Here is an 18,081-nt window from a genome sequence, read left to right as displayed (position 1 = left end):
CTAGAGTGGATCTGTCCATTCACTGATCGCAGCCCGTTTTGAGGGATATACGTGCGCCGACGCCCAATCGCAGCCCTGATCGCCGTGCCCCTGCTTCTCGTTTCTGCAGCGGCCTGCGGCAATGACGACTCATCCCAGACCGGCGCCGCGCCGGCGGTGAGCGGCCAGGCGGATGCCAAGCCCAAGGTCGACAAGGGCGAGGGCGCCCCTCCCAAGAAGCTTCAGGTCAAGGTCCTCAAAAAGGGTGACGGGCCGGAGGTGAAGAAGGGCGAGGCCCTGAACGCCAACTACCTCGGCCAGACCTGGGACGGCAAGGCCTTCGACAACAGCTGGGACCGTGGCGCGCCGGCCACCTTCGAGATCGGCAGCGGCAAGGTCATCAAGGGCTGGGACGAGGGCCTGGTGGGTCAGAAGCTCGGCAGCCGTGTCGAGTTGGTCATCCCGCCGGACAAGGGATACGGCGCCCAGGCGCAGCAGAACATTCCTGCCAACTCCACGCTGGTCTTCGTCGTCGACCTCAAGAAGATCATGCCGAGCAAGATCGAGGGCAAGCCGGTCGCGCAGAACGACTCCGATCTCCCCAAGGTCGGGACCGCCATCGACAACAAGGCGCCGAAGATCACCCTGCCCAAGGGCCAGGACGCCCCGAAGGACGTCAAGAGCGAGACGATCATCCAGGGCAAGGGCGCGACGATCAGTGACAAGAGCATCGTGCGGGCCAACTACACGGTGGTCACCTGGAAGGACGGCAAGGTGATCGCCGACACCTGGGCGCCGGGACAGCCCGGGGCGCAGGATGTGCCGGTCGCGCAGCTGCCGGGGTGGAAGGAAGGCCTCAAGGGGAAGAAGGCCGGCAGCCGGGTGCTGATCGTGGTCCCCAAGAGCAAGCTGACCGCTCAGCAGCAGAAGTCCATCGGCTCCGATCTGGTGTTCTCCGTGGACGTGCTCAGCGTCAGCTGACGCAGATCTGCGAGACTGACGCCGTAATCGTAAAGATTCGTAAGTAGGAGCACATTCGTGAGCATCGACAAGCCCGAGATCGACTTTCCTGAGGGCCCGGCTCCCACCGAGCTCGAGATCGTGGACCTGACGGAGGGCGACGGGCCGGTCGCCAAGGCCGGGGACACCGTCTCCGTCCACTACGTCGGCGTGTCGTTCAGCACCGGCGAGGAGTTCGACGCGAGCTGGAACCGCGGTAAGCCGCTGCAGTTCCAGCTGGGCGCCGGCCAGGTCATCGCCGGCTGGGACCAGGGCGTGCAGGGCATGAAGGTCGGCGGCCGCCGCCGGCTCACCATCCCCGCGCACCTCGCGTACGGCGACCGCGGTGCCGGCGGCGGCCGGATCGCCCCGGGCGAGACGCTGATCTTCGTCTGCGACCTGGTCTCCGTCTGAGACCACTGCCGGTCGCGGTGCGCGACCGCCGCTGACGTTTCCGAGGGCCCGTGCCGCCATGGCGCGGGCCCTCGGGCGTGTCCGCCTGCTTACCGTTCCGGCTTTGCCCTGACCTCCCCGAGCGGTACGGTCAACGATCGGGAGTTCAACGAGAAAGGGCGTCGATGGCCATTGCCAAGGCCGAGCGGCTGATGAATCTGGCGCTGTGCCTGCTGGGGACGCGACGCCCGCTGACCAAGCGTGAGCTGAGGTCGTCCATCGAGGCCTATATCGAGGCCGGCAGCCACGACTCGTTCAACCGCATGTTCGAGCGAGACAAGGACGATCTGCGCGAGCTCGGCCTGGTCATCGAGACCGTCGAGGGCATCGAGGGCGATATCGGCTACCTCGCCCGCCGCGACAGCAACCGCCTGCCCCCGATCACCCTGGACGCCGAGGAGGCCGCCGCCCTGGGGCTCGCCGCGAAGATCTGGCAGCAGGCCCGGCTGGCCGGTGCCGCCAGCGGTGCGCTCCAGAAGCTGCGCGCGGCCGGTATGCCGCTGGCCGGGGACGGTACGGACTACGACGCCGGGCAGCCGCACAGCGCCCTGGAACCCCGTATCCCCGCTCATGAGGCCGCCTTCGAGCCGTTGATGCTGGCCTGCCGGGACCGCCGCCCGGTCGTCTTCGACTACCGCAAGTCGAACGCCGCCCGCCCCGAGCAGCGGCAGGTCGAACCGTGGATCCTGGAGTGCTGGCGGGGGCATTGGTACGTCGCCGGCTGGGACCGCGAGCGCAAGGCGGAGCGGGTCTTCCGGCTCTCCCGGATCACCGGCAAGGTCCGTTCCCGGCAAGGGGCGTTCACCGCGCCGGTGCCCGATCACGTCACCGTCCGCGAGACCGTCGAGAGCTGGGCCGGGGAGACCGCGACCGGCACCGCCAGGATCAAGCTCCGCGCCGAGCACGGCTATCCGCTGCGCGCCCGCGCGCTCACCGTCCGCGAGCTGGGCGGCGGCTGGGACGAGCTGGAGATCCCCAACGGCCACGGCCTCGACGCCTGGCTGGTGGAGTTCGGGCCCGATGTGGTCGTACTGGAACCTGCGGAACTGCGCGCCGAGGTCATCGACCGGCTGCGTGCCGTGGCCAAGGGCTGAGAGGGATACGAGACCCATGGCGACGAACGCGATCGACCAGACCCGCCGGATGCTGTCACTGGTGACCTATCTGCGCGAGCGCCCCGGCGCCCGCGTCGGGGACGTCGCCCGCGCCTTCGGCATCACCGAGGACGAGCTGATCGGCGACCTCGACGTCCTGCCGATGTGCGGGACGAGCTTCCGCGGCGGCGACCTCCTGGACATCGACACCGACGGCGACCGCATCTGGTGGCACAACCCCGACGATGTCGCCGAGCCGCTGCGGCTGGCGGCCGACGAGGCGACGGCGCTGCTGGTCGCGGCCCGGGCCGTGGCGACCCTCCCCGGACTGCGCGAGGGCGACCGGCAGGCGCTGCTGCGGGCCACCGCCAAGCTGGAGGCGGCGGCCGGCGAGGCGGCCGGCGCCAGTGCCCGGCTGTCGGTGACCTTCGAGTCCGAGGGCGGGGTCTTCGCCGATGTGGACCGGGCCATCGCCGAGCGGCGGCGGCTGTGGCTGCGCTACTACTCCCCGGCCCGCGACGAGCTGACCGAGCGTGAGGTCGACCCGATCCGGCTGTTCGCCGTCGGCCACACCTATATGGAGGCGTGGTGCCGGCTCTCCGAGGCCCGGCGGACCTTCCGGCTCGACCGGGTCGCCGAGATCAAGCTGCTGGACGCCCCCGCCGACCCGCCGCCGGTCGAGCTGCGCGACCTGTCGGAGGGACTGGTGCAGCCCGCGGCCGAGGACCCCGAGGTGTCCATCGAGGTCGGGCCCGGCGGCCGCTGGGTCGCCGAGTACTACCCGCACGACAGCGCCGAGGAGCTTCCCGACGGCGGACTGCGCATCACGCTGCGCACCCCCGATCCGGCCTCGCTGCGGCGGCTGGCGCTGCGCCTGGGCCGGGACGGCCGCATCGTGGCGCCGCAGGAACTCGCGGACAGCGCGCGGCAGGCCGCCGACCAGGCGCTCGCGGCGTACGGCGAGTGAAGACGGCGCGCCGGGCGGCGCACCGCCGTGCGCAGGGAGCACGGGACGGCAGCGAAGGATGACGACCACGATGATGACCACCACCCTGGCGGGCATGTCCACGCCGGTGCTCTTCAAAGCGGCCTGCCCGGACTGCCGGGGCCGCTTCGAGCTGGCCTCGGACGCCTTCCGGCTGGCGATCGGCGCCAGCAGCCGCACCACCTTCTACTCCTTCACCTGCCCCGACTGCCGCCGCGCGGTGCGCAAACCGGCCGGTGAGCGGATCGTCGAGCTGCTGACCGGCGGCGGGGTCCGCACGCTGCGGCTGCACACGGGCTGACCGATAGGCTCGCCCCATGCTCTGGCCCATGATCGCAATCGCCCTCGGCTTCGCCGGGATCGCCGTGCTCGGTGTCCTGGCCGTACGTGTCTTCGCCGAGGTGCGACGGCTGGCCCGCCAGGTCGGCGCGAGTTCGGAGCGGATCCAGCGGGCCGCCGAGGACCTGGAGCGGGCGGCGGCACCGCTGGCCGCATCGGGGCAGTGGCGAGAAACGGAGTAGCAGGCGTGACGGGCCGAAGCGCTCGTACGTGTGGACGGTAGGCTGTTCCGCAGGGCCGAAGTATGCGGCGCGGCCCGCTACCGGGAGTGCGCACAGGGGTTGCCCAGCGTTTACCGGTGAGCGTTACGATCGCTGCTAGCACGGCGGGCGGACGGATGTCCGGCCTGGCTCCATCCCAGCCGCCTCGGTGAGAAGGTAGACGCTTATGTTGTTCGGAAAGATCGGCGCTCCTGAGATCATTCTCATTCTCGTCGTCGTCGTCCTGCTGTTCGGTGCCAAGAAGCTGCCCGACATGGCCCGCTCGCTCGGCAAGTCCGCCCGCATCCTCAAGAGCGAGGCGAAGGCGATGAAGTCCGAGGGCGGCCAGCAGCAGGAAGCCCCCTCCGATCCGCCGAACCCCGACTCGCAGAGTGCACCCCGGACCATCAAGGCGGCTCCTGGTGACGTGAACGGCGGTCGACCGGTCGCCGAGAACGATCACAGCGTGCAGCGCTGAACCAGGGCTTGACTGTGGCAGTGGCGCGGGCCGCTGCCCGTCGCATGAGATGAGGACGTGGGTTGCTCAAGTCTGCCCCCAAAAAGCAAAAGGTGAAGGACCCCGAGGGGCGGATGCCTCTCGTGGAGCACCTGCGTGAGCTCCGCAACCGGCTCGCCAAAGGCATGCTGGCCATCGTCATTGCGACGGTCGTCGCGGCCTTCTTCTACGAAGCAATCATCAACTTCTTCACGAAGCCGGTGCTGCAGTCGGTGGGCTGCGACTCACTCTTCACCGACCTCGCCAAGCAGGAGAAGGGGTCGCGGTGCGCCAGCATCGTGATGATGGACCTGCTCGGCCCCTTCACCCTCGCGCTGAAGGTCTCCTTGGTCGCCGGTCTCATCCTGTCAGCGCCGGTCTGGCTCTACCAGCTCTGGGCCTTCCTCGCCCCGGGGCTGCACCGCAACGAGAAGAAGTACGCGCTCAGCTTCGTCGGTGTGGGCTTTCCGCTGTTCCTGGCCGGCGGCTACTTCGCCTACCGGGTGCTGCCCACCACGGCGGACGTCCTCCTCCAGTTCACCCCGGTCGGCATCGGCAACCTCCTCACGCTGGACAAGCTGCTCGACCTCATCGCGCGGATGGTCATCGTGTTCGGCCTGTCCTTCGAGCTGCCTTTGCTCCTGGTCATGCTGAACTTCGCCGGTGTCATCACCGGCAAGCGCATGCTCGGCTGGTGGCGGGCGATGATCATGGGCATCACGGTCTTCGCGGCGATCGCGACACCGAGTACGGACCCGGTGACCATGCTCGGCCTGGCGGTCCCAATCGTCGCGCTGTACTTCGGCGCGGTCGGAATTGCGCTGGCCAACGATGCCCGGCGGCGGCGACGGCTCGCGTCGGGGCCGGCCGACGACGAGGCCTCCGACCTCGATCTGACGCCTGAGGACATCGGTGAGATCGAGCCGGTGCCGGCGACCGCGGCGCTGCCGGAGCAGGCAAGCGGAGACGGCGACGCGAGGCACCGCGGCTTCGACGACGTCACCTGACGGAGGAAGCAGCCGGAGGGGGCTGATGCCCTCTCACCCGGGCTCGGCGCGACGTGGGGACGTGGCCCCGTAACGCCGGAGAATGAGTGAAAGGGGAGGCTCCACCGGAGCCTCCCCTTTCGCGCGGCGCGAAGCCGGTCCGTCGCGTGGTACGAGCGGACGAAGGGGCGGGGGGCCGTATGGCCGGCTCCCCGCCCCTTCACCGTGATCTGCCCGGCCGCGGCAAGCGCGGAGACGGGGCTGCCCCGGTCGGTACGGCTTCAGCAGTACTTGATGCCCTGCAGCTGGCCGGTGCCCGTGTAGTGGAGCTCGCCCTTCGGCTTGATCGTGTAGCAGTCGCTGTCGGGCCAGAAGCGCTCGGCGATCTGCACCTTGATCTTCTTCGTGCAGTCGTTGACGATGTACACGGAGTTCTTGCTCGGGTGCCACGTCGCCTTGACGCACTTGCCCACGCCCGCAGCTGCCGCCGGACCGGCCGTCGCCATCGGAATCCCCACCGCGGTCACGGCCAGCGCCGCGGACACCGTTGCTGCCTTGAACTTGTTCATCGGTCCCCCTTCGTCGTCGGAGGCATACGCAGCCTCCTCCGCTCCGCCCGCGGGCGACGCCTTCGGTCATAAGGCGCCGCTGACATCCCGCGGAGGCACGGAATCATCAAGATGATCTTAGGGGTTCGCTGGTGATCATGACAGCGATATTGTTCCCGTCCGGCACCCGGCCGTCCGCTGCCTCGTGCGCGGGTGCCCCGGGTTCCGGGACCGCAGGGGGCCGGGCAAAGGCTGGGCATAAAGATCCGGTCGTTGTCAGAGGTGGCCGGTAGGCTCGTAAGCACGATGACCGAGGACATGTCCCCTGCTGAGCGCTATGCCGCCGCCAAGCTCCGGGCGGCCGAGCAGGCCACCGCACTCGCCCCTTTCCGAGAGATGTACGACTTCGGCCTGGACCCGTTCCAGGTCGAGGCGTGCCAGGCCCTGGAGGCCGGCAAGGGCGTGCTGGTCGCGGCCCCTACCGGATCCGGAAAGACGATCGTCGGCGAATTCGCCGTCCACCTGGCCCTGGAGCAGGGCCGAAAATGCTTCTACACCACGCCCATCAAGGCGCTGTCCAACCAGAAGTACCAGGATCTGGTCAAGCGTTACGGCGCCGACAAGGTCGGTCTGCTGACCGGCGACAACAGTGTCAACTCCGAAGCCCCGGTGGTCGTGATGACCACCGAGGTGCTGCGCAACATGCTCTATGCCGGTTCCCGTTCCCTGGTCGGCCTCGGCTATGTGGTGATGGACGAGGTGCACTACCTCTCCGACCGCTTCCGCGGCGCCGTCTGGGAAGAGGTGATCATCCATCTGCCCGAATCGGTGACGCTGGTGTCACTGTCGGCGACGGTCTCCAACGCCGAGGAGTTCGGCGACTGGCTGGACACGGTCCGTGGTGACACGGCTGTGATCGTCTCCGAGCACCGCCCGGTGCCGCTGTGGCAGCACGTCCTCGCGGGCCGCCGGATATACGACCTGTTCGAGGAGCGGGACGGGCGGAGCGGCGGCCGCCGCGAGGTCAATCCCGATCTGGAGCGGCTGGCGCGGATGGAGAACAGCCGGCCGACGTTCGGCCGGGACAAGCGCCGGGGCCGCAATCTGCGCGAGGCGGACCGTGAGCGTGAGCGGCGCCAGCGTGCCCGGATCTGGACGCCCAGCCGGCCCGAGGTCATCGACCGCCTCGACAACGAGGGCCTGCTGCCCGCGATCACCTTCATCTTCAGCCGCGCAGGCTGCGAGTCCGCCGTCCAGCAGTGCCTGTATTCGGGCCTGCGGCTCAACGACCAGGAGGGCCGCGAGGAGGTCCGCCGCATAGTGGAGGCGCGGACGGCCGGCATCCCGGACGACGACCTCCATGTGCTGGGCTACTTCGAATGGCTGGAGGGTCTGGAGCGGGGCATCGCGGCGCACCACGCCGGCATGCTGCCGACGTTCAAGGAGGTCGTCGAGGAGCTGTTCGTCAAGGGCCTGGTCAAGGCCGTCTTCGCCACCGAGACGCTGGCGCTGGGCATCAACATGCCCGCGCGTTCCGTGGTGTTGGAAAAGCTCGTGAAGTGGAACGGCGAGCAGCATGCCGACATCACCCCCGGTGAGTACACCCAGCTGACCGGCCGCGCAGGGCGCCGCGGGATCGACATCGAGGGCCATGCGGTGGTGCTGTGGCAGCGGGGGATGAACCCGGGCGCGCTGGCCGGGCTCGCCGGGACCCGTACGTATCCGCTGCGGTCCTCCTTCAAGCCGTCGTACAACATGGCGGTCAACCTCGTCTCGCAGTTCGGCAGGCACCGTTCGCGGGAGCTGCTGGAGATGTCCTTCGCGCAGTTCCAGGCCGACAAGTCGGTGGTCGGGATCACGCGGCAGGTGCAGAAGAACGAGGAGGGGCTGGAGGGCTACCGCGGCTCGATGACCTGTCACCTCGGCGACTTCGAGGAGTACTCCCGGCTGCGGCGGGAGCTGAAGGAGCGGGAGACGGAGCTGGCCAAGCAGGGCGCGGCACAGCGGCGGGTGGCGGCCGCGGCGGCGCTGGAGAAGCTGAAGCCCGGCGACGTCATCCATGTGCCGACCGGCAAATACGCGGGCCTTGCGCTGGTCCTCGACCCCGGTATGCCGTCGGGGCGGACCAACGGCCATCGTGGCTTCGAGGCGCAGGACGGCCCGCGTCCGCTGGTGCTGACCGCCGAGCGGCAGGTCAAGCGGCTGGGGTCGATCGATTTCCCGGTGCCGGTCGAGGCGCTGGACCGGATGCGGATCCCCAAGTCCTTCAACGCCCGCAGCCCGCAGTCGCGCCGCGATCTGGCCTCCGCGCTGCGGACGAAGGCGGGACACAGGGTGCCGTCGCGGCACCGCAAGCCCCGCTCGGCGGCGGCCGACGACCGCGAGATCTCCCGGCTGCGGACGGAGATCCGGGCGCACCCCTGCCATGGCTGCGCCGAACGCGAGGACCACGCCCGCTGGGCGGAGCGCTATCACCGACTGCTGCGCGACACCCGCCAGTTGGAGCGCCGGATCGAGGGGCGGACCAACACCATCGCCCGCACCTTCGACCGGATCTGCGCCCTGCTGACCGGGCTGGACTACCTCGAAGGCGACACGGTCACCGATGAGGGCCGCCGCCTGGCCCGGCTCTACGGCGAGCTGGATCTGCTGGCGAGCGAATGCCTGCGCGAGGGCGTCTGGGAGGACCTTGGCCCGGCGGAGCTGGCGGCCTGCGCCTCGGCGCTGGTGTACGAGGCACGCCAGGCGGACGACGCGGTGGCACCCAAGCTGCCGGCCGGCAAGGCCAGGGACGCGCTGGGCGAGATGGTCCGCATCTGGGGCCGGCTGGACGCCCTGGAGGAGGACCACAAGATCAACCAGGCGGAGGGCGTCGGCCAGCGCGAGCCGGACCTCGGCTTCGCCTGGGCCGCGTACCGCTGGGCCTCCGGCTTCGGCCTCGACGAGGTCCTGCGGGAGGCGGAGATGCCCGCCGGTGACTTCGTCCGCTGGTGCAAGCAGCTGGTCGACGTCCTCGGCCAGATCGCCGCGGCGGCCCCGCCCGGCGGCACGGTGGCGCGTACCGCCCGCAAGGCCGTGGACGGTGTGCTGCGCGGCGTGGTGGCGTATTCGTCGGTGGGCTGAGCGGCAGGGCCGGCCCGGCCCGGCAGTGCCACGGCGCCGCACCCCTCATGGCAGGGGTGCGGCGCCGGCTGCTGTCGTCTACCGGGCGGAGGCGGATGCCCCACGCCCGCCGGCCGTCGGCGGCCGCCCGCTGCGCGTCGCGTGCGGCCACTTCCTCGCGCCGCGCGGCCCGGTCACGCGACCAGGCGCAGCCAGGCCGCCGCGAGGGCGGCGTGACCGGCCGGCGTCGGGTGCACGCCGTCCGCGGCCCAGTACTCCGGCCCGGCCGTCGCGGCGAGCTCGGCGAACATGCCGTCGGCGGCGAGCAGTTGAGCGCCGTACGTGCGGGCGAGCTTGCGTACGACCTGGATCTTCGGGTCCAGGTCGGTGCGCCATTCCTCCCGCTCCTTCTCTCCGATGAGCACGTCACCGGCCTCGACGACGCCGTGGATCGGCAGGAGGAACGGCTCGATGAGTATCAGCTCCGTGCCGGCCTCGGCGAGGGGCGCGAGCAGACGGTCATAACCCGCTTCGAAGTCCTCCACGGGGATCACGTACCCCTCCGGGTCCAGCGTGTGCCAGCCCATGTCGTTGACCCCGACGAGGATCGACACCACGTCCGGGCGCGCGTCGAGTACGTCTGTCCGCCAGCGGGCTTCGAGATCCCTCACCTTGTGGCCGCCCACCCCGGTGTTCAGCCAGGTCACGGGGCGGTCAGGGTGCCGGAGTCCCCACTCGCCCGCGACGCGCAGCGGGTAGCCGAACCCGAGACCGTCCTCGCTCTCCAGCCGCTGGCAGTCGGTGATCGAATCGCCGGTGAACATCACAGTGCTTCCCGGCCGGATGGTGATCGTCATGTGCGCTCCTTGGACTCGGGAATGGAACTCGGGGTGACAACTCGGGGTGAGAACTCCGGTGAGGAGAGGAAAAAGATGAGAACGGTGATGTTCCGGCGGCTGACATCGCATCGGAACGCTTCCCTGCGCGGCCTTTTGGCGCTTGCAGGAAGGAGCAGGAACGAAAGGAAACGGGGCAGCAGCTGAGGAGAACGGGGCAGCAGCTCACGCGGACGGGGTGGCTGCTTCAGCTTTCCGGAGCGCCGAACCACTGGCCGGCGGCCCGCTCGAACGCTTCACGGTCAGGGGCGCGATCACCTGCCCAGGCGATGACGCCGTCGGGCCGGACCAGCACGGCACCCAGGCCGAGGTCGTTCCGCGCCGGACCGGCTGCATACCGCATTCGGCTCTCCCAGCCCCTCGCTGCCCCGCGCAGGCATGGGTCGGTGCTGAAATCGAGCGCGACGCCCCGTCCGTCCCGCATCAGGTCGCCGAGGCGGGTGCCGTCTTCGAAGCGAAGGTCTGGGGCGCTGCGGCCGACCAGGGGATGCTCGCCGCCCAGGTCGTAACGGATCGACGATCCCGACACCCGCTGGAACACGTAGGTCGTTCCGTCACGGGTCCCGAGCAGGTCGCGTATCACTCCTTGGACCGCCTGGCCGTGCGGGTCCGGCCGCATGGCCGCCACCTGGGCGCGCGACCAGTCGAGCACCGCCGCGCCGATCGGATGGCGCTCGCGGGTGTAGGTGTCGAGCAGCCCGTCCGGCGCGTATCCCCGCACGGTCGCCGCGAGCTTCCACCCCAGGTTCACGGCGTCGCCGATGCCGAGGTTGAGTCCCTGCCCGCCCAGGGGCGAGTGGATGTGAGCGGCGTCGCCCGCGAGCAGGACGCGTCCGCGCCGGTAGGTCGTCGTCTGCATCGCCCGATCGGTGAAGCTCGAGGCGATATGTACGTCGCTCAGCGTCACATCGGTGCCGGACACATGGCGCAGCACCGCCTGGAGGTGGTCGCGAGTCGGCTGCTGCGAGCGATCGAACGCGCCGCCGTCGAAGTCCATCACGCCGATGTGCCCCGGCGCGGGCATCTGGAGGTACATGCCCGTCGGCGTCAGGTTGAACCAAGGGCGCAGCTTCTCGGGATCGGCAACGGTGGCGTGCATGAGATATCCGGTGAACTGCGGCTCGGAGCCGACGAATTCAAAGCCCGCGAGCCGACGCACCGCACTGCGTCCGCCATCGCAGCCGACGACCCAGCGCGCCGCGTACTCGTCCGCACCGGCTTGCGCGATCGCGCTCTCCTCGTTCTGGACGATGGCTGAGACGGTGACGCCGCGCCTGATTTCCACGCCGAGTGTGGATGCCTGCTCGGACAGCAGCGTCTCGACCGTGTCGAGGTACGTCGGCATGCCCTCCGACGCCGGGCTGGGAAGCCGGTACGGCAGGGCTGCGAGGTCGAGGTTGGCCGGATCGAGCATCATGCCGGCGAAATGGCCCACGCCACGAGGGCGTGACGGCTCGTCCGCGTCGAGTTCCGCGCCGGGATCGTGTGGGATGCCGGATGCGGTCTGCAGTGGGCGCAGCATCCCGCGGCGGTAGAACGCCTCGACCGACGCGGCGGACAGGCCCCGGATCCCGAGCGGCTTCACCTTCAACGGGGAGCCGATCCCCGGCTCCCGCTCGAGCACCAGGACAGAGCAACCCGCGAGCCCGAGCTCGCAGGCAAGGAACAGACCAACCGGGCCGGCCCCCACGATCACTACGTCATGCACAAGAAATCCCCTTCTCCAACCCCCAGCCGGACGGACACCCGGCGGGACCTCTCGAAGGGTGCCGGACCCCACCGACACCGGACCGACATTCCCCGATATGCCGCCGACACCGGACCGATAGCCCCCGATGTGCCGTCGACACCACGGCTCCACCGGTCCGGGCCGGTGGCAAACGGGCACGACGACTGCCCCGCCTTCCGGTCCGGAAGGCGGGGAGAAGGGGACGCGGGGAGAAGGGAACGCGGTGAGAAGGGAAGGCGGGGCGGCGGTTCGGCGGGGAAGGAAGGGCCGCAGGGGAATCCGCCGCAGCGGTCAGGAGGAGGCCGCAGCGGTCAGGAAGCCGCTGCCGCAGACTCCTGTTCGGCCTCGACCTGCTGGTTCCAGTCGCGCTTGGCGGCCTGCCAGCCGTCCTCGTTATGGCCGGTGCGCCAGTACCCCGAGAGGGACAGGGCCTCACGCGGGATCGCGTGCTCGACGCGGAGCAGGTGGCGCAGCTCCTTCACGAACCCGGCCTCGCCGTGCACGAACGCCTGGACCTGACCGGACGGGAACTCCAGCCCCCGTACGGCGGCGACCAGTTCGCGGCCGACCGGCGCGGCACCGCGGTACAGCCAGCTGACCTCGGCGCCGGTCGGTACCTCCAGTTCCTGGCGCTCCTCCGGGCCCGCCACCTCGATGAAGGCGTGCACCGGCACCCCCGCGGGCATCCGGGCCAGGGAGGCCGCGATGGCGGGCAGCGCGCTCTCGTCGCCCGCCAGCAGGTGCCAGTCGGCTCCGGCCTCGGGGACGTACGAGCCGCCGGGGCCGAGCAGGAAGATCTCCTCACCCGGCTTCACCGTGGCCGCCCACGGCCCGGCCAGGCCCTCGTCGCCGTGCACCACGAAGTCCACGGTCAGCTCGCGGGTTCCGGCATCCCAGGCGCGCACGGTGTACGTACGGGTGCTGGGCCACTGGTCGCGAGGGAAGTCGGCGCGGATCTGCGCGATGTCGAACGGCTCGGGGTAGCGCACGCCGGGCAGCGGAAAGACCAGCTTCACGTAATGGTCGGAGTACTCGCCCGCCGTGAACTCCGCCAGCCCTTCACCGCCCAGTACCACTCGGACCATGTGCGGGGTGAGCTGCTCGGTACGCTGCACCTGGGCGCGGTGCACGGTGGGCTTCTTGCGGGACGGACGCTCTGCTGCCACGGCAATCTCCCCTGAGACGATATTTATTAGGTATACCTAACCTAACAGGTCATCGGCTCAGGGTGAGGAGCAGACGCTGCAGGGCGCCACCGAGGCCCCATCGGGCGGCCAGTGCCTCCAGGCGCTCGGGGTCGGCCGGTTCGGCGGGCAGGGTGGGGTCGACGGCGGGGACGGGTACGTCGGTGGCCACCTTCACGACCTTCGGGGCGACGGCGAGATAGGGGCGCGCCTCCAGCAGCCGCTTGCGCTGGGCGGGGGTCACCTTCGAGGCCGGATCGCCGGCGGCGGCCATGATGCCCGCCAGGTCGCCGTAGGTGTCCAGCAGTTTGGCGGCGGTCTTCTCGCCGATCCCCGGTACGCCCGGCAGGCCGTCGCTGGGGTCGCCGCGCAGCAGCGCCAGATCGGCGTAACCCGGGCCGTCCACGCCGTACTTCTCGCGCAACAGGGCCTCGTCGGTGATCTGGAGGGTGCCGACGCCCTTGAGCGGATACAGGATGCGGATGCCGCGCCGGTCGTCGACGAGCTGGAAGAGGTCGCGGTCGCCGGTGACGATGTCCACCGGGCCCTTCGCCTGCGCGGTCAGGGTGCCGATGACGTCATCGGCCTCGTAGCCGGCCGCCCCGATGCGGGCGATGCCCAGGGCGTCCAGGACGTCCTCGATGACCGGCACCTGGGGCGAGAGGGTGTCGGGGATCTCCTCCTCGTCGGGCTCCGCGGAGCCCGACGGGGCTTCCTCGGCGACCCGGTGTGCCTTGTACGAGGGGATCAGGTCGACCCGCCACTGGGGGCGCCAGTCGAAATCCATGCAGGCGACCAGGTCATCGGGGTGGTGGTCCTGGACGAGCCGGGCGATGAAGTCCAGCAGGCCGCGTACCGCATTCACCGGGGTGCCGTCCGGGGCCTTGACTGATTCCGGTACCCCGAAATAGGCGCGGAAGTAGAGAGAGGCGGTGTCGAGGAGCATCAGGCGTCGAGTCACATCCCGCATCTTGCCGTATGCCCCATACGTCACGCCGAAGTGAGCTGAATCACAGCTTTGTTTGAGCCAGATAAAGAAGGGCAGGTGCGCAGCCGGAGTGGACCCGGTCGAGATTCAACCTTTCGACCGGTAAAGGCGGGCGGAACCCGTCCCGCTCCGCGACCTGGCTACGGGGGTGGCAGGTCGTCCTCCGATCGACAAGAGAGGCATATGTGGCCAGGCTGCAAGCCGAGCACCTGTACAAAGTGTTCGGCAGACGACCCGAGGACGCGGTCCGCAAACTCGAAGCCGGCGCCGACCGGGAGGAGCTGCGGGCCGAGGGCACCACTGCCGCGGTGATCGACGCCTCGATCGAGGTCGACGAGGGCCAGATATTCGTCGTCATGGGTCTCTCCGGATCGGGCAAGTCCACGCTGCTGCGCACGCTCAACGGGCTGCTGGAGCCGACCGCGGGGACCGTCCGCTTCGACGGCCAGGACCTGACGTCGCTCAGCGACAAGGAGCTGCGCAAGGTCCGCTCCCAGAAGATCTCCATGGTCTTCCAGCACTTTGCGCTCTTCCCGCACCGCAGTGTGCTGGAGAACGCCGCCTACGGCCTCGAAGTGCAGGGCGTACCGCGCGCCGAGCGCATCGCGCGCGCCACCGAAGCGCTGGAACTCACCGGGCTCAAGGGCTGGGAGAAGTCCTGGCCCGACGAGCTGTCCGGCGGTATGCAGCAGCGCGTGGGACTGGCCCGTGCGCTGGCCACCAACGCCGATCTGCTGCTGATGGACGAGTCCTTCAGTGCGCTCGACCCGCTGATCCGCCGCGATATGCAGGACCAGCTGCTGGAGCTGCAGAAGTCGCTGAAGAAGACCATCGTCTTCATCACCCATGACCTGAACGAGGCCATGCGCCTCGGCGACCGGATCGCCGTGATGCGCGACGGCCGGATCGTGCAGATCGGCAGCGCCGAGGACATCCTCGTCACACCGGCCAACGACTATGTCGCCTCCTTCACCCAGGACGTGGACCGCACCCGGGTGCTGACCGCGGGCGCGATCATGGCCGAGGTCGGGACCGTGCTCGGCGCCACGACCCCGGAGGGCGGCAAGCTCACCACCGCGGCGGAGTTCCGGGCCGCGGCGCCCGCGGTGGTCGGTGCCGACACCCCGCTGGTCGAGCTGTTCACGCCCTGCTCGACCAGCAGCGTTCCGGTCGCCGTGACCGATGAGCAGGGCACGCTGGTCGGCGCCGTCACGGCCGAGCGGCTGCTGGCCGTCCTCGGGGAGGCCGCGGAGCAGAGCCCGGCGCCGGCCGGCACCGTCCCGGCCGGGGCCGACGGCGGGACGGCCGCGCAGAAGACGCCGGCGGAGAAGACGCCGACGAAGACACCGGTGGAGAAGACCTCCGAGCCCACGTCCGGGAACACGTCCACGGACCACGACCCCGAGGACAAGGTGAACGCCGGTGCCTAGGATTCCGATAGGCAGTTGGGCCGACAGCCTGGTCGAATGGCTGCGGGACCACGCCGAGTGGCTTTTCCACTTCGTCACGACCGTGCTGGGCGGCTTCTACGACGGCATCCTCGCGGTCCTCTCCGGCCCCACGCCGCTGCTCCTGACGGGCATTTTCGCGGTGATCGCCTGGTGGCTGCGGGGCCTGCCGGCCGCCGTGCTGACCTTCATCGGCTTCGCCCTGATCGACTCGATCGAGCAGTGGCACCAGACCATGCAGTCGCTCTCGCTGGTGCTGGTGGCCTGCATCATCACGGTCGCGGTCGCCGTCCCGCTCGGTATCTGGGCGGCCCGCAACCGTGCCGTCAGCGGAGCGGTGCGTCCGGTCCTGGACCTGATGCAGACGATGCCCGCGATGGTCTACCTGATCCCCGGCATCCTCTTCTTCGGCCTGGGCGCCGTCCCCGGCATCGTGTCGACCATCGTCTTCTCCATGCCGCCCGCGGTCCGCATGACCGAACTGGGCATCCGGCAGGTCGACGGTGAACTGGTCGAGGCCGCCGACGCGTTCGGTACCCATCCGCGGCGCACGCTCTTCCGCGTACAGCTGCCGCTCGCGCTGCCGACGATCATGGCCGGTATCAACCAGGTCATCATGCTGGCGCTGTCCATGGTCGTCATCGCCGGCATGGTCGGCGGGGCCGGCCTCGGCGGCACCGTCTACCTCTCGCTCAGCTCGGTCGACGTGAAGCTGGGCGCGGAGGGCGGTCTCGCGGTCGTCATCCTCGCGGTGTACCTGGACCGGATGACCAGCGCGCTCAACCAGCGGGTCTCCCCGCTCGGCCGGCGCGCGCTGGCCAAGGCGCAGGCCGCGCTCGGCGGCCTGAAGTTCCTCCACTGGAAGCCCGCGACCTCCCTGGCGACGGTCGCCGTGGTCGTGCTCGCGCTGGTCGCCGGCGGGATGAGCGTCTTCGGCAAGGACAGCGGCAGCGGCGCGGGGGGCACCGACGGCAACGGCCGGCCGGTCAGCCTCGGCTACGTCAACTGGGACGAGGGCAAGGCCACGACCTTCCTGTGGAAGGAGATCCTGGAACAGCGCGGCTACAAGCCCCGGGCCCAGGCCCTGGACGCCGGCCCGCTCTTCACCGGCCAGGCCCGTGGTGACATCGACGTACAGACCAATGCCTGGCTGCCGACGACCCACGCGGAGTACTGGAAGAAGTACAAGAACAAGCTCGAGGACCTGGGCGCCTGGTACGACAAGACCTCCCTGGAGATCGCGGTCCCGTCCTATATGAAGGACGTCAAGACCCTGGACGACCTCAAGGGCAAGGGCGGCACCTTCGGCGGCAAGATCGTCGGCATCGAGCCGGGCGCGGGCGAGATGAAGATCCTCAAGGACAAGGTCCTCAAGGATTACGGCCTGGGCGGCGAGTACAAGGTCGTGGAGTCCAGCACCTCGTCCATGCTCACCGAGCTGGACCGCTCGATCCACGACAAGAAGCCGATCGCCGTCACGCTGTGGTCGCCGCACTGGGCCTACGACAAGTACAAGCTGACCAAGCTCAAGGACCCCAAGGGCTCCTTCGGCTCCGGGGACAGCCTGCACATGCTGGGCCGCAAGGGCTTCTCCCACGACGAGCCCCAGGTCGCCGGCTGGATGAAGAACTTCCACCTGGACGAGAAGCAGCTCACCAGCCTGGAGAGCGAGGTCAAGAACGCCGGGACGGGACATGAGCAGGAGGGCGTGCGCGCCTGGCTCAAGCAGCACCCGGGCATGGTCAACAAGCTGGCGCCGTCCGCCAAGGCCAATTACGCCAAGGGCAAGGACGCGGGCAAGACCCCGACCATGGGCTACCCGGCGTGGGATGAGGGCATCGCCACCACGTACCTCTGGAAGAACATCCTGGAGAAGCGGGGCTACAGGCCGAAGCTGCAGAACCTCGATGTCGGCCCGATGTGGACCGGTTTGTCGACGGGGCAGGTCGATGTCGAAACCGACGGCTGGCTTCCGGTGGCGCAGAAGCAGTACTGGGACAAGTACAAAAAGGATCTCGTCGATGTCGGGGCCTGGTACGACAAGACCTCCCTGGAGATCGCCGTACCGTCCTACGTCAAGGGCGTGAAGACCCTGGACGATCTGCGCAAGCACAAGGACACCTTCGGCGGCAAGATCATCGGGATCGAGCCCGGCACCGGCGAGATGAAGCGCCTCAAGAGCGTGGTGTCTCCCGCGTACGGCCTGGACGGCTTCGACGTCACCGAGGCCGGGACCAGCGCCATGCTCACCGAGCTGGAGCGGGCCTACGCCAAGAAGGAGCCCATCGCGGTGGTCCTGTGGTCCCCGCACTGGGCGTACAGCAAGTACCACCTCACCAAGCTCAAGGACCCGCAGGGCACCTGGGGCGCCAACAACCAGATCAAGACGATCGGCAACAAGAGCTTCCCGGAGAAATTCCCGGAGTTCAACGGCTGGTTGAAGAACTGGAAGATGAGCGCCGATGAGCTCGGCAGCCTGGAGAAGGACATCCAGGCGGCCGGCAAGGGCAACGAGAACAAGGGCGTCCAGAAGTGGATCGATGCCCATCCGGGCATCGTCGACAAGATGGCACCCGTGAAGTAACCCTCATCGGCGCCCACGCCGCCGCGGCCGAGCCCCGCCACCGGATCCTTCGGTGGCGGGGCTCGGCCGTC

16 protein-coding genes are annotated in these 18,081 nt (G+C 69.4%); 11 read left to right on the top strand and 5 right to left on the bottom strand.

Features of this window, described 5'->3' with window-relative positions:
- The first annotated feature begins 51 nt into the window (after positions 1-51).
- The 8 genes from ABR737_RS10955 (at position 52) to tatC (ending at position 5,552) form a co-directional block, all read left to right on the top strand.
- A complete protein-coding gene (locus ABR737_RS10955; RefSeq protein ID WP_350249991.1) occupies positions 52-960 on the top strand; it encodes an FKBP-type peptidyl-prolyl cis-trans isomerase in 909 nt (302 codons plus the stop codon).
- A gap of 57 nt (positions 961-1,017) precedes the next feature.
- Positions 1,018-1,392 carry an FKBP-type peptidyl-prolyl cis-trans isomerase gene (locus ABR737_RS10950; protein WP_018087767.1) on the top strand — a complete coding sequence of 125 codons (375 nt, stop codon included), beginning with the start codon at positions 1,018-1,020 and terminating at the stop codon, positions 1,390-1,392.
- 164 nt (positions 1,393-1,556) lie between these two features.
- Positions 1,557-2,525: a helix-turn-helix transcriptional regulator gene (locus ABR737_RS10945; RefSeq protein ID WP_350249990.1), complete on the top strand. Its 969-nt coding sequence runs from the start codon at positions 1,557-1,559 to the stop codon at positions 2,523-2,525.
- A 16-nt stretch (positions 2,526-2,541) separates the two neighbouring features.
- Entirely contained in the window at positions 2,542-3,492 is a 951-nt protein-coding gene (locus tag ABR737_RS10940; RefSeq protein WP_350249989.1) for a helix-turn-helix transcriptional regulator, read from the top strand.
- 70 nt (positions 3,493-3,562) lie between these two features.
- A complete protein-coding gene (locus ABR737_RS10935) occupies positions 3,563-3,811 on the top strand; it encodes a hypothetical protein (protein WP_350249988.1) in 249 nt (82 codons plus the stop codon).
- 16 nt (positions 3,812-3,827) lie between these two features.
- Positions 3,828-4,031, top strand: a complete 204-nt coding sequence (locus ABR737_RS10930; protein ID WP_350249987.1) for a hypothetical protein — start codon at positions 3,828-3,830, stop codon at positions 4,029-4,031.
- 208 nt (positions 4,032-4,239) lie between these two features.
- Complete coding sequence (gene tatA / locus ABR737_RS10925) at positions 4,240-4,527, top strand: Sec-independent protein translocase subunit TatA (RefSeq protein ID WP_350256744.1); 288 nt, start codon at positions 4,240-4,242, stop codon at positions 4,525-4,527.
- A gap of 62 nt (positions 4,528-4,589) precedes the next feature.
- Positions 4,590-5,552, top strand: coding sequence for a twin-arginine translocase subunit TatC (tatC, locus tag ABR737_RS10920; protein WP_350249986.1), 963 nt, complete (start codon positions 4,590-4,592; stop codon positions 5,550-5,552).
- Positions 5,553-5,812: 260 nt separating this feature from the next.
- On the opposite strand, the gene ABR737_RS10915 is transcribed toward tatC, so the two are convergent.
- Positions 5,813-6,100, bottom strand: coding sequence for an alpha-amylase inhibitor (locus ABR737_RS10915; protein WP_350249985.1), 288 nt, complete (start codon positions 6,098-6,100; stop codon positions 5,813-5,815).
- 285 nt (positions 6,101-6,385) lie between these two features.
- Here ABR737_RS10915 and ABR737_RS10910 point away from each other — a divergent pair, with 285 nt between their 5' ends.
- Positions 6,386-9,202 carry a DEAD/DEAH box helicase gene (locus ABR737_RS10910; protein ID WP_350249984.1) on the top strand — a complete coding sequence of 939 codons (2,817 nt, stop codon included), beginning with the start codon at positions 6,386-6,388 and terminating at the stop codon, positions 9,200-9,202.
- A 173-nt stretch (positions 9,203-9,375) separates the two neighbouring features.
- On the opposite strand, the gene ABR737_RS10905 is transcribed toward ABR737_RS10910, so the two are convergent.
- The 4 genes from ABR737_RS10905 to ABR737_RS10890 all read right to left on the bottom strand — a co-directional run bounded on the left by ABR737_RS10905 (position 9,376) and on the right by ABR737_RS10890 (position 13,936).
- Positions 9,376-10,038 carry an SGNH/GDSL hydrolase family protein gene (locus ABR737_RS10905; RefSeq protein WP_350249983.1) on the bottom strand — a complete coding sequence of 221 codons (663 nt, stop codon included), beginning with the start codon at positions 10,036-10,038 and terminating at the stop codon, positions 9,376-9,378.
- Between the two features lie 226 nt (positions 10,039-10,264).
- Positions 10,265-11,785, bottom strand: coding sequence for an FAD-dependent monooxygenase (locus ABR737_RS10900; protein WP_350249982.1), 1,521 nt, complete (start codon positions 11,783-11,785; stop codon positions 10,265-10,267).
- A 332-nt stretch (positions 11,786-12,117) separates the two neighbouring features.
- Entirely contained in the window at positions 12,118-12,972 is an 855-nt protein-coding gene (locus tag ABR737_RS10895) for a siderophore-interacting protein (RefSeq protein WP_350249981.1), read from the bottom strand.
- Positions 12,973-13,021: 49 nt separating this feature from the next.
- The gene (locus ABR737_RS10890) at positions 13,022-13,936 is read right to left on the bottom strand and encodes a 5'-3' exonuclease (RefSeq protein ID WP_350256743.1); all 915 of its coding nucleotides are present in this window, start codon (positions 13,934-13,936) and stop codon (positions 13,022-13,024) included.
- A 227-nt stretch (positions 13,937-14,163) separates the two neighbouring features.
- Here ABR737_RS10890 and ABR737_RS10885 point away from each other — a divergent pair, with 227 nt between their 5' ends.
- Positions 14,164-15,408, top strand: a complete 1,245-nt coding sequence (locus tag ABR737_RS10885; protein WP_350249980.1) for a quaternary amine ABC transporter ATP-binding protein — start codon at positions 14,164-14,166, stop codon at positions 15,406-15,408.
- On the top strand, positions 15,401-18,010 hold the full coding sequence (locus ABR737_RS10880) for an ABC transporter permease/substrate binding protein (RefSeq protein ID WP_350249979.1): 2,610 nt from the start codon (positions 15,401-15,403) through the stop codon (positions 18,008-18,010). Before ABR737_RS10885 ends, ABR737_RS10880 begins: the two co-directional genes overlap by 8 nt.
- The last annotated feature ends 71 nt before the right edge of the window (positions 18,011-18,081 follow it).

Origin of the sequence: Streptomyces sp. Edi2 (genome assembly GCF_040253635.1) — a bacterium.
Classification (GTDB): Bacteria; Actinomycetota; Actinomycetes; order Streptomycetales; family Streptomycetaceae; genus Streptomyces.
This window is presented reverse-complemented; position numbering and strand designations above follow the sequence as displayed.

Excerpts from the sequence above, each read along its gene's own strand:
- ABR737_RS10945 (WP_350249990.1), top strand. The coding sequence starts at position 1,557 with ATGGCCATTGCCAAGGCCGAGCGGCTGATGAATCTGGCGCTGTGCCTG.
- ABR737_RS10940 (WP_350249989.1), top strand. The coding sequence starts at position 2,542 with ATGGCGACGAACGCGATCGACCAGACCCGCCGGATGCTGTCACTGGTG.
- ABR737_RS10935 (WP_350249988.1), top strand. The coding sequence starts at position 3,563 with ATGATGACCACCACCCTGGCGGGCATGTCCACGCCGGTGCTCTTCAAA.
- ABR737_RS10930 (WP_350249987.1), top strand. The coding sequence starts at position 3,828 with ATGCTCTGGCCCATGATCGCAATCGCCCTCGGCTTCGCCGGGATCGCC.
- ABR737_RS10915 (WP_350249985.1), bottom strand. The coding sequence starts at position 6,100 with ATGAACAAGTTCAAGGCAGCAACGGTGTCCGCGGCGCTGGCCGTGACC.
- ABR737_RS10910 (WP_350249984.1), top strand. The coding sequence starts at position 6,386 with ATGACCGAGGACATGTCCCCTGCTGAGCGCTATGCCGCCGCCAAGCTC.
- ABR737_RS10905 (WP_350249983.1), bottom strand. The coding sequence starts at position 10,038 with ATGACGATCACCATCCGGCCGGGAAGCACTGTGATGTTCACCGGCGAT.
- ABR737_RS10890 (WP_350256743.1), bottom strand. The coding sequence starts at position 13,936 with ATGCTCCTCGACACCGCCTCTCTCTACTTCCGCGCCTATTTCGGGGTA.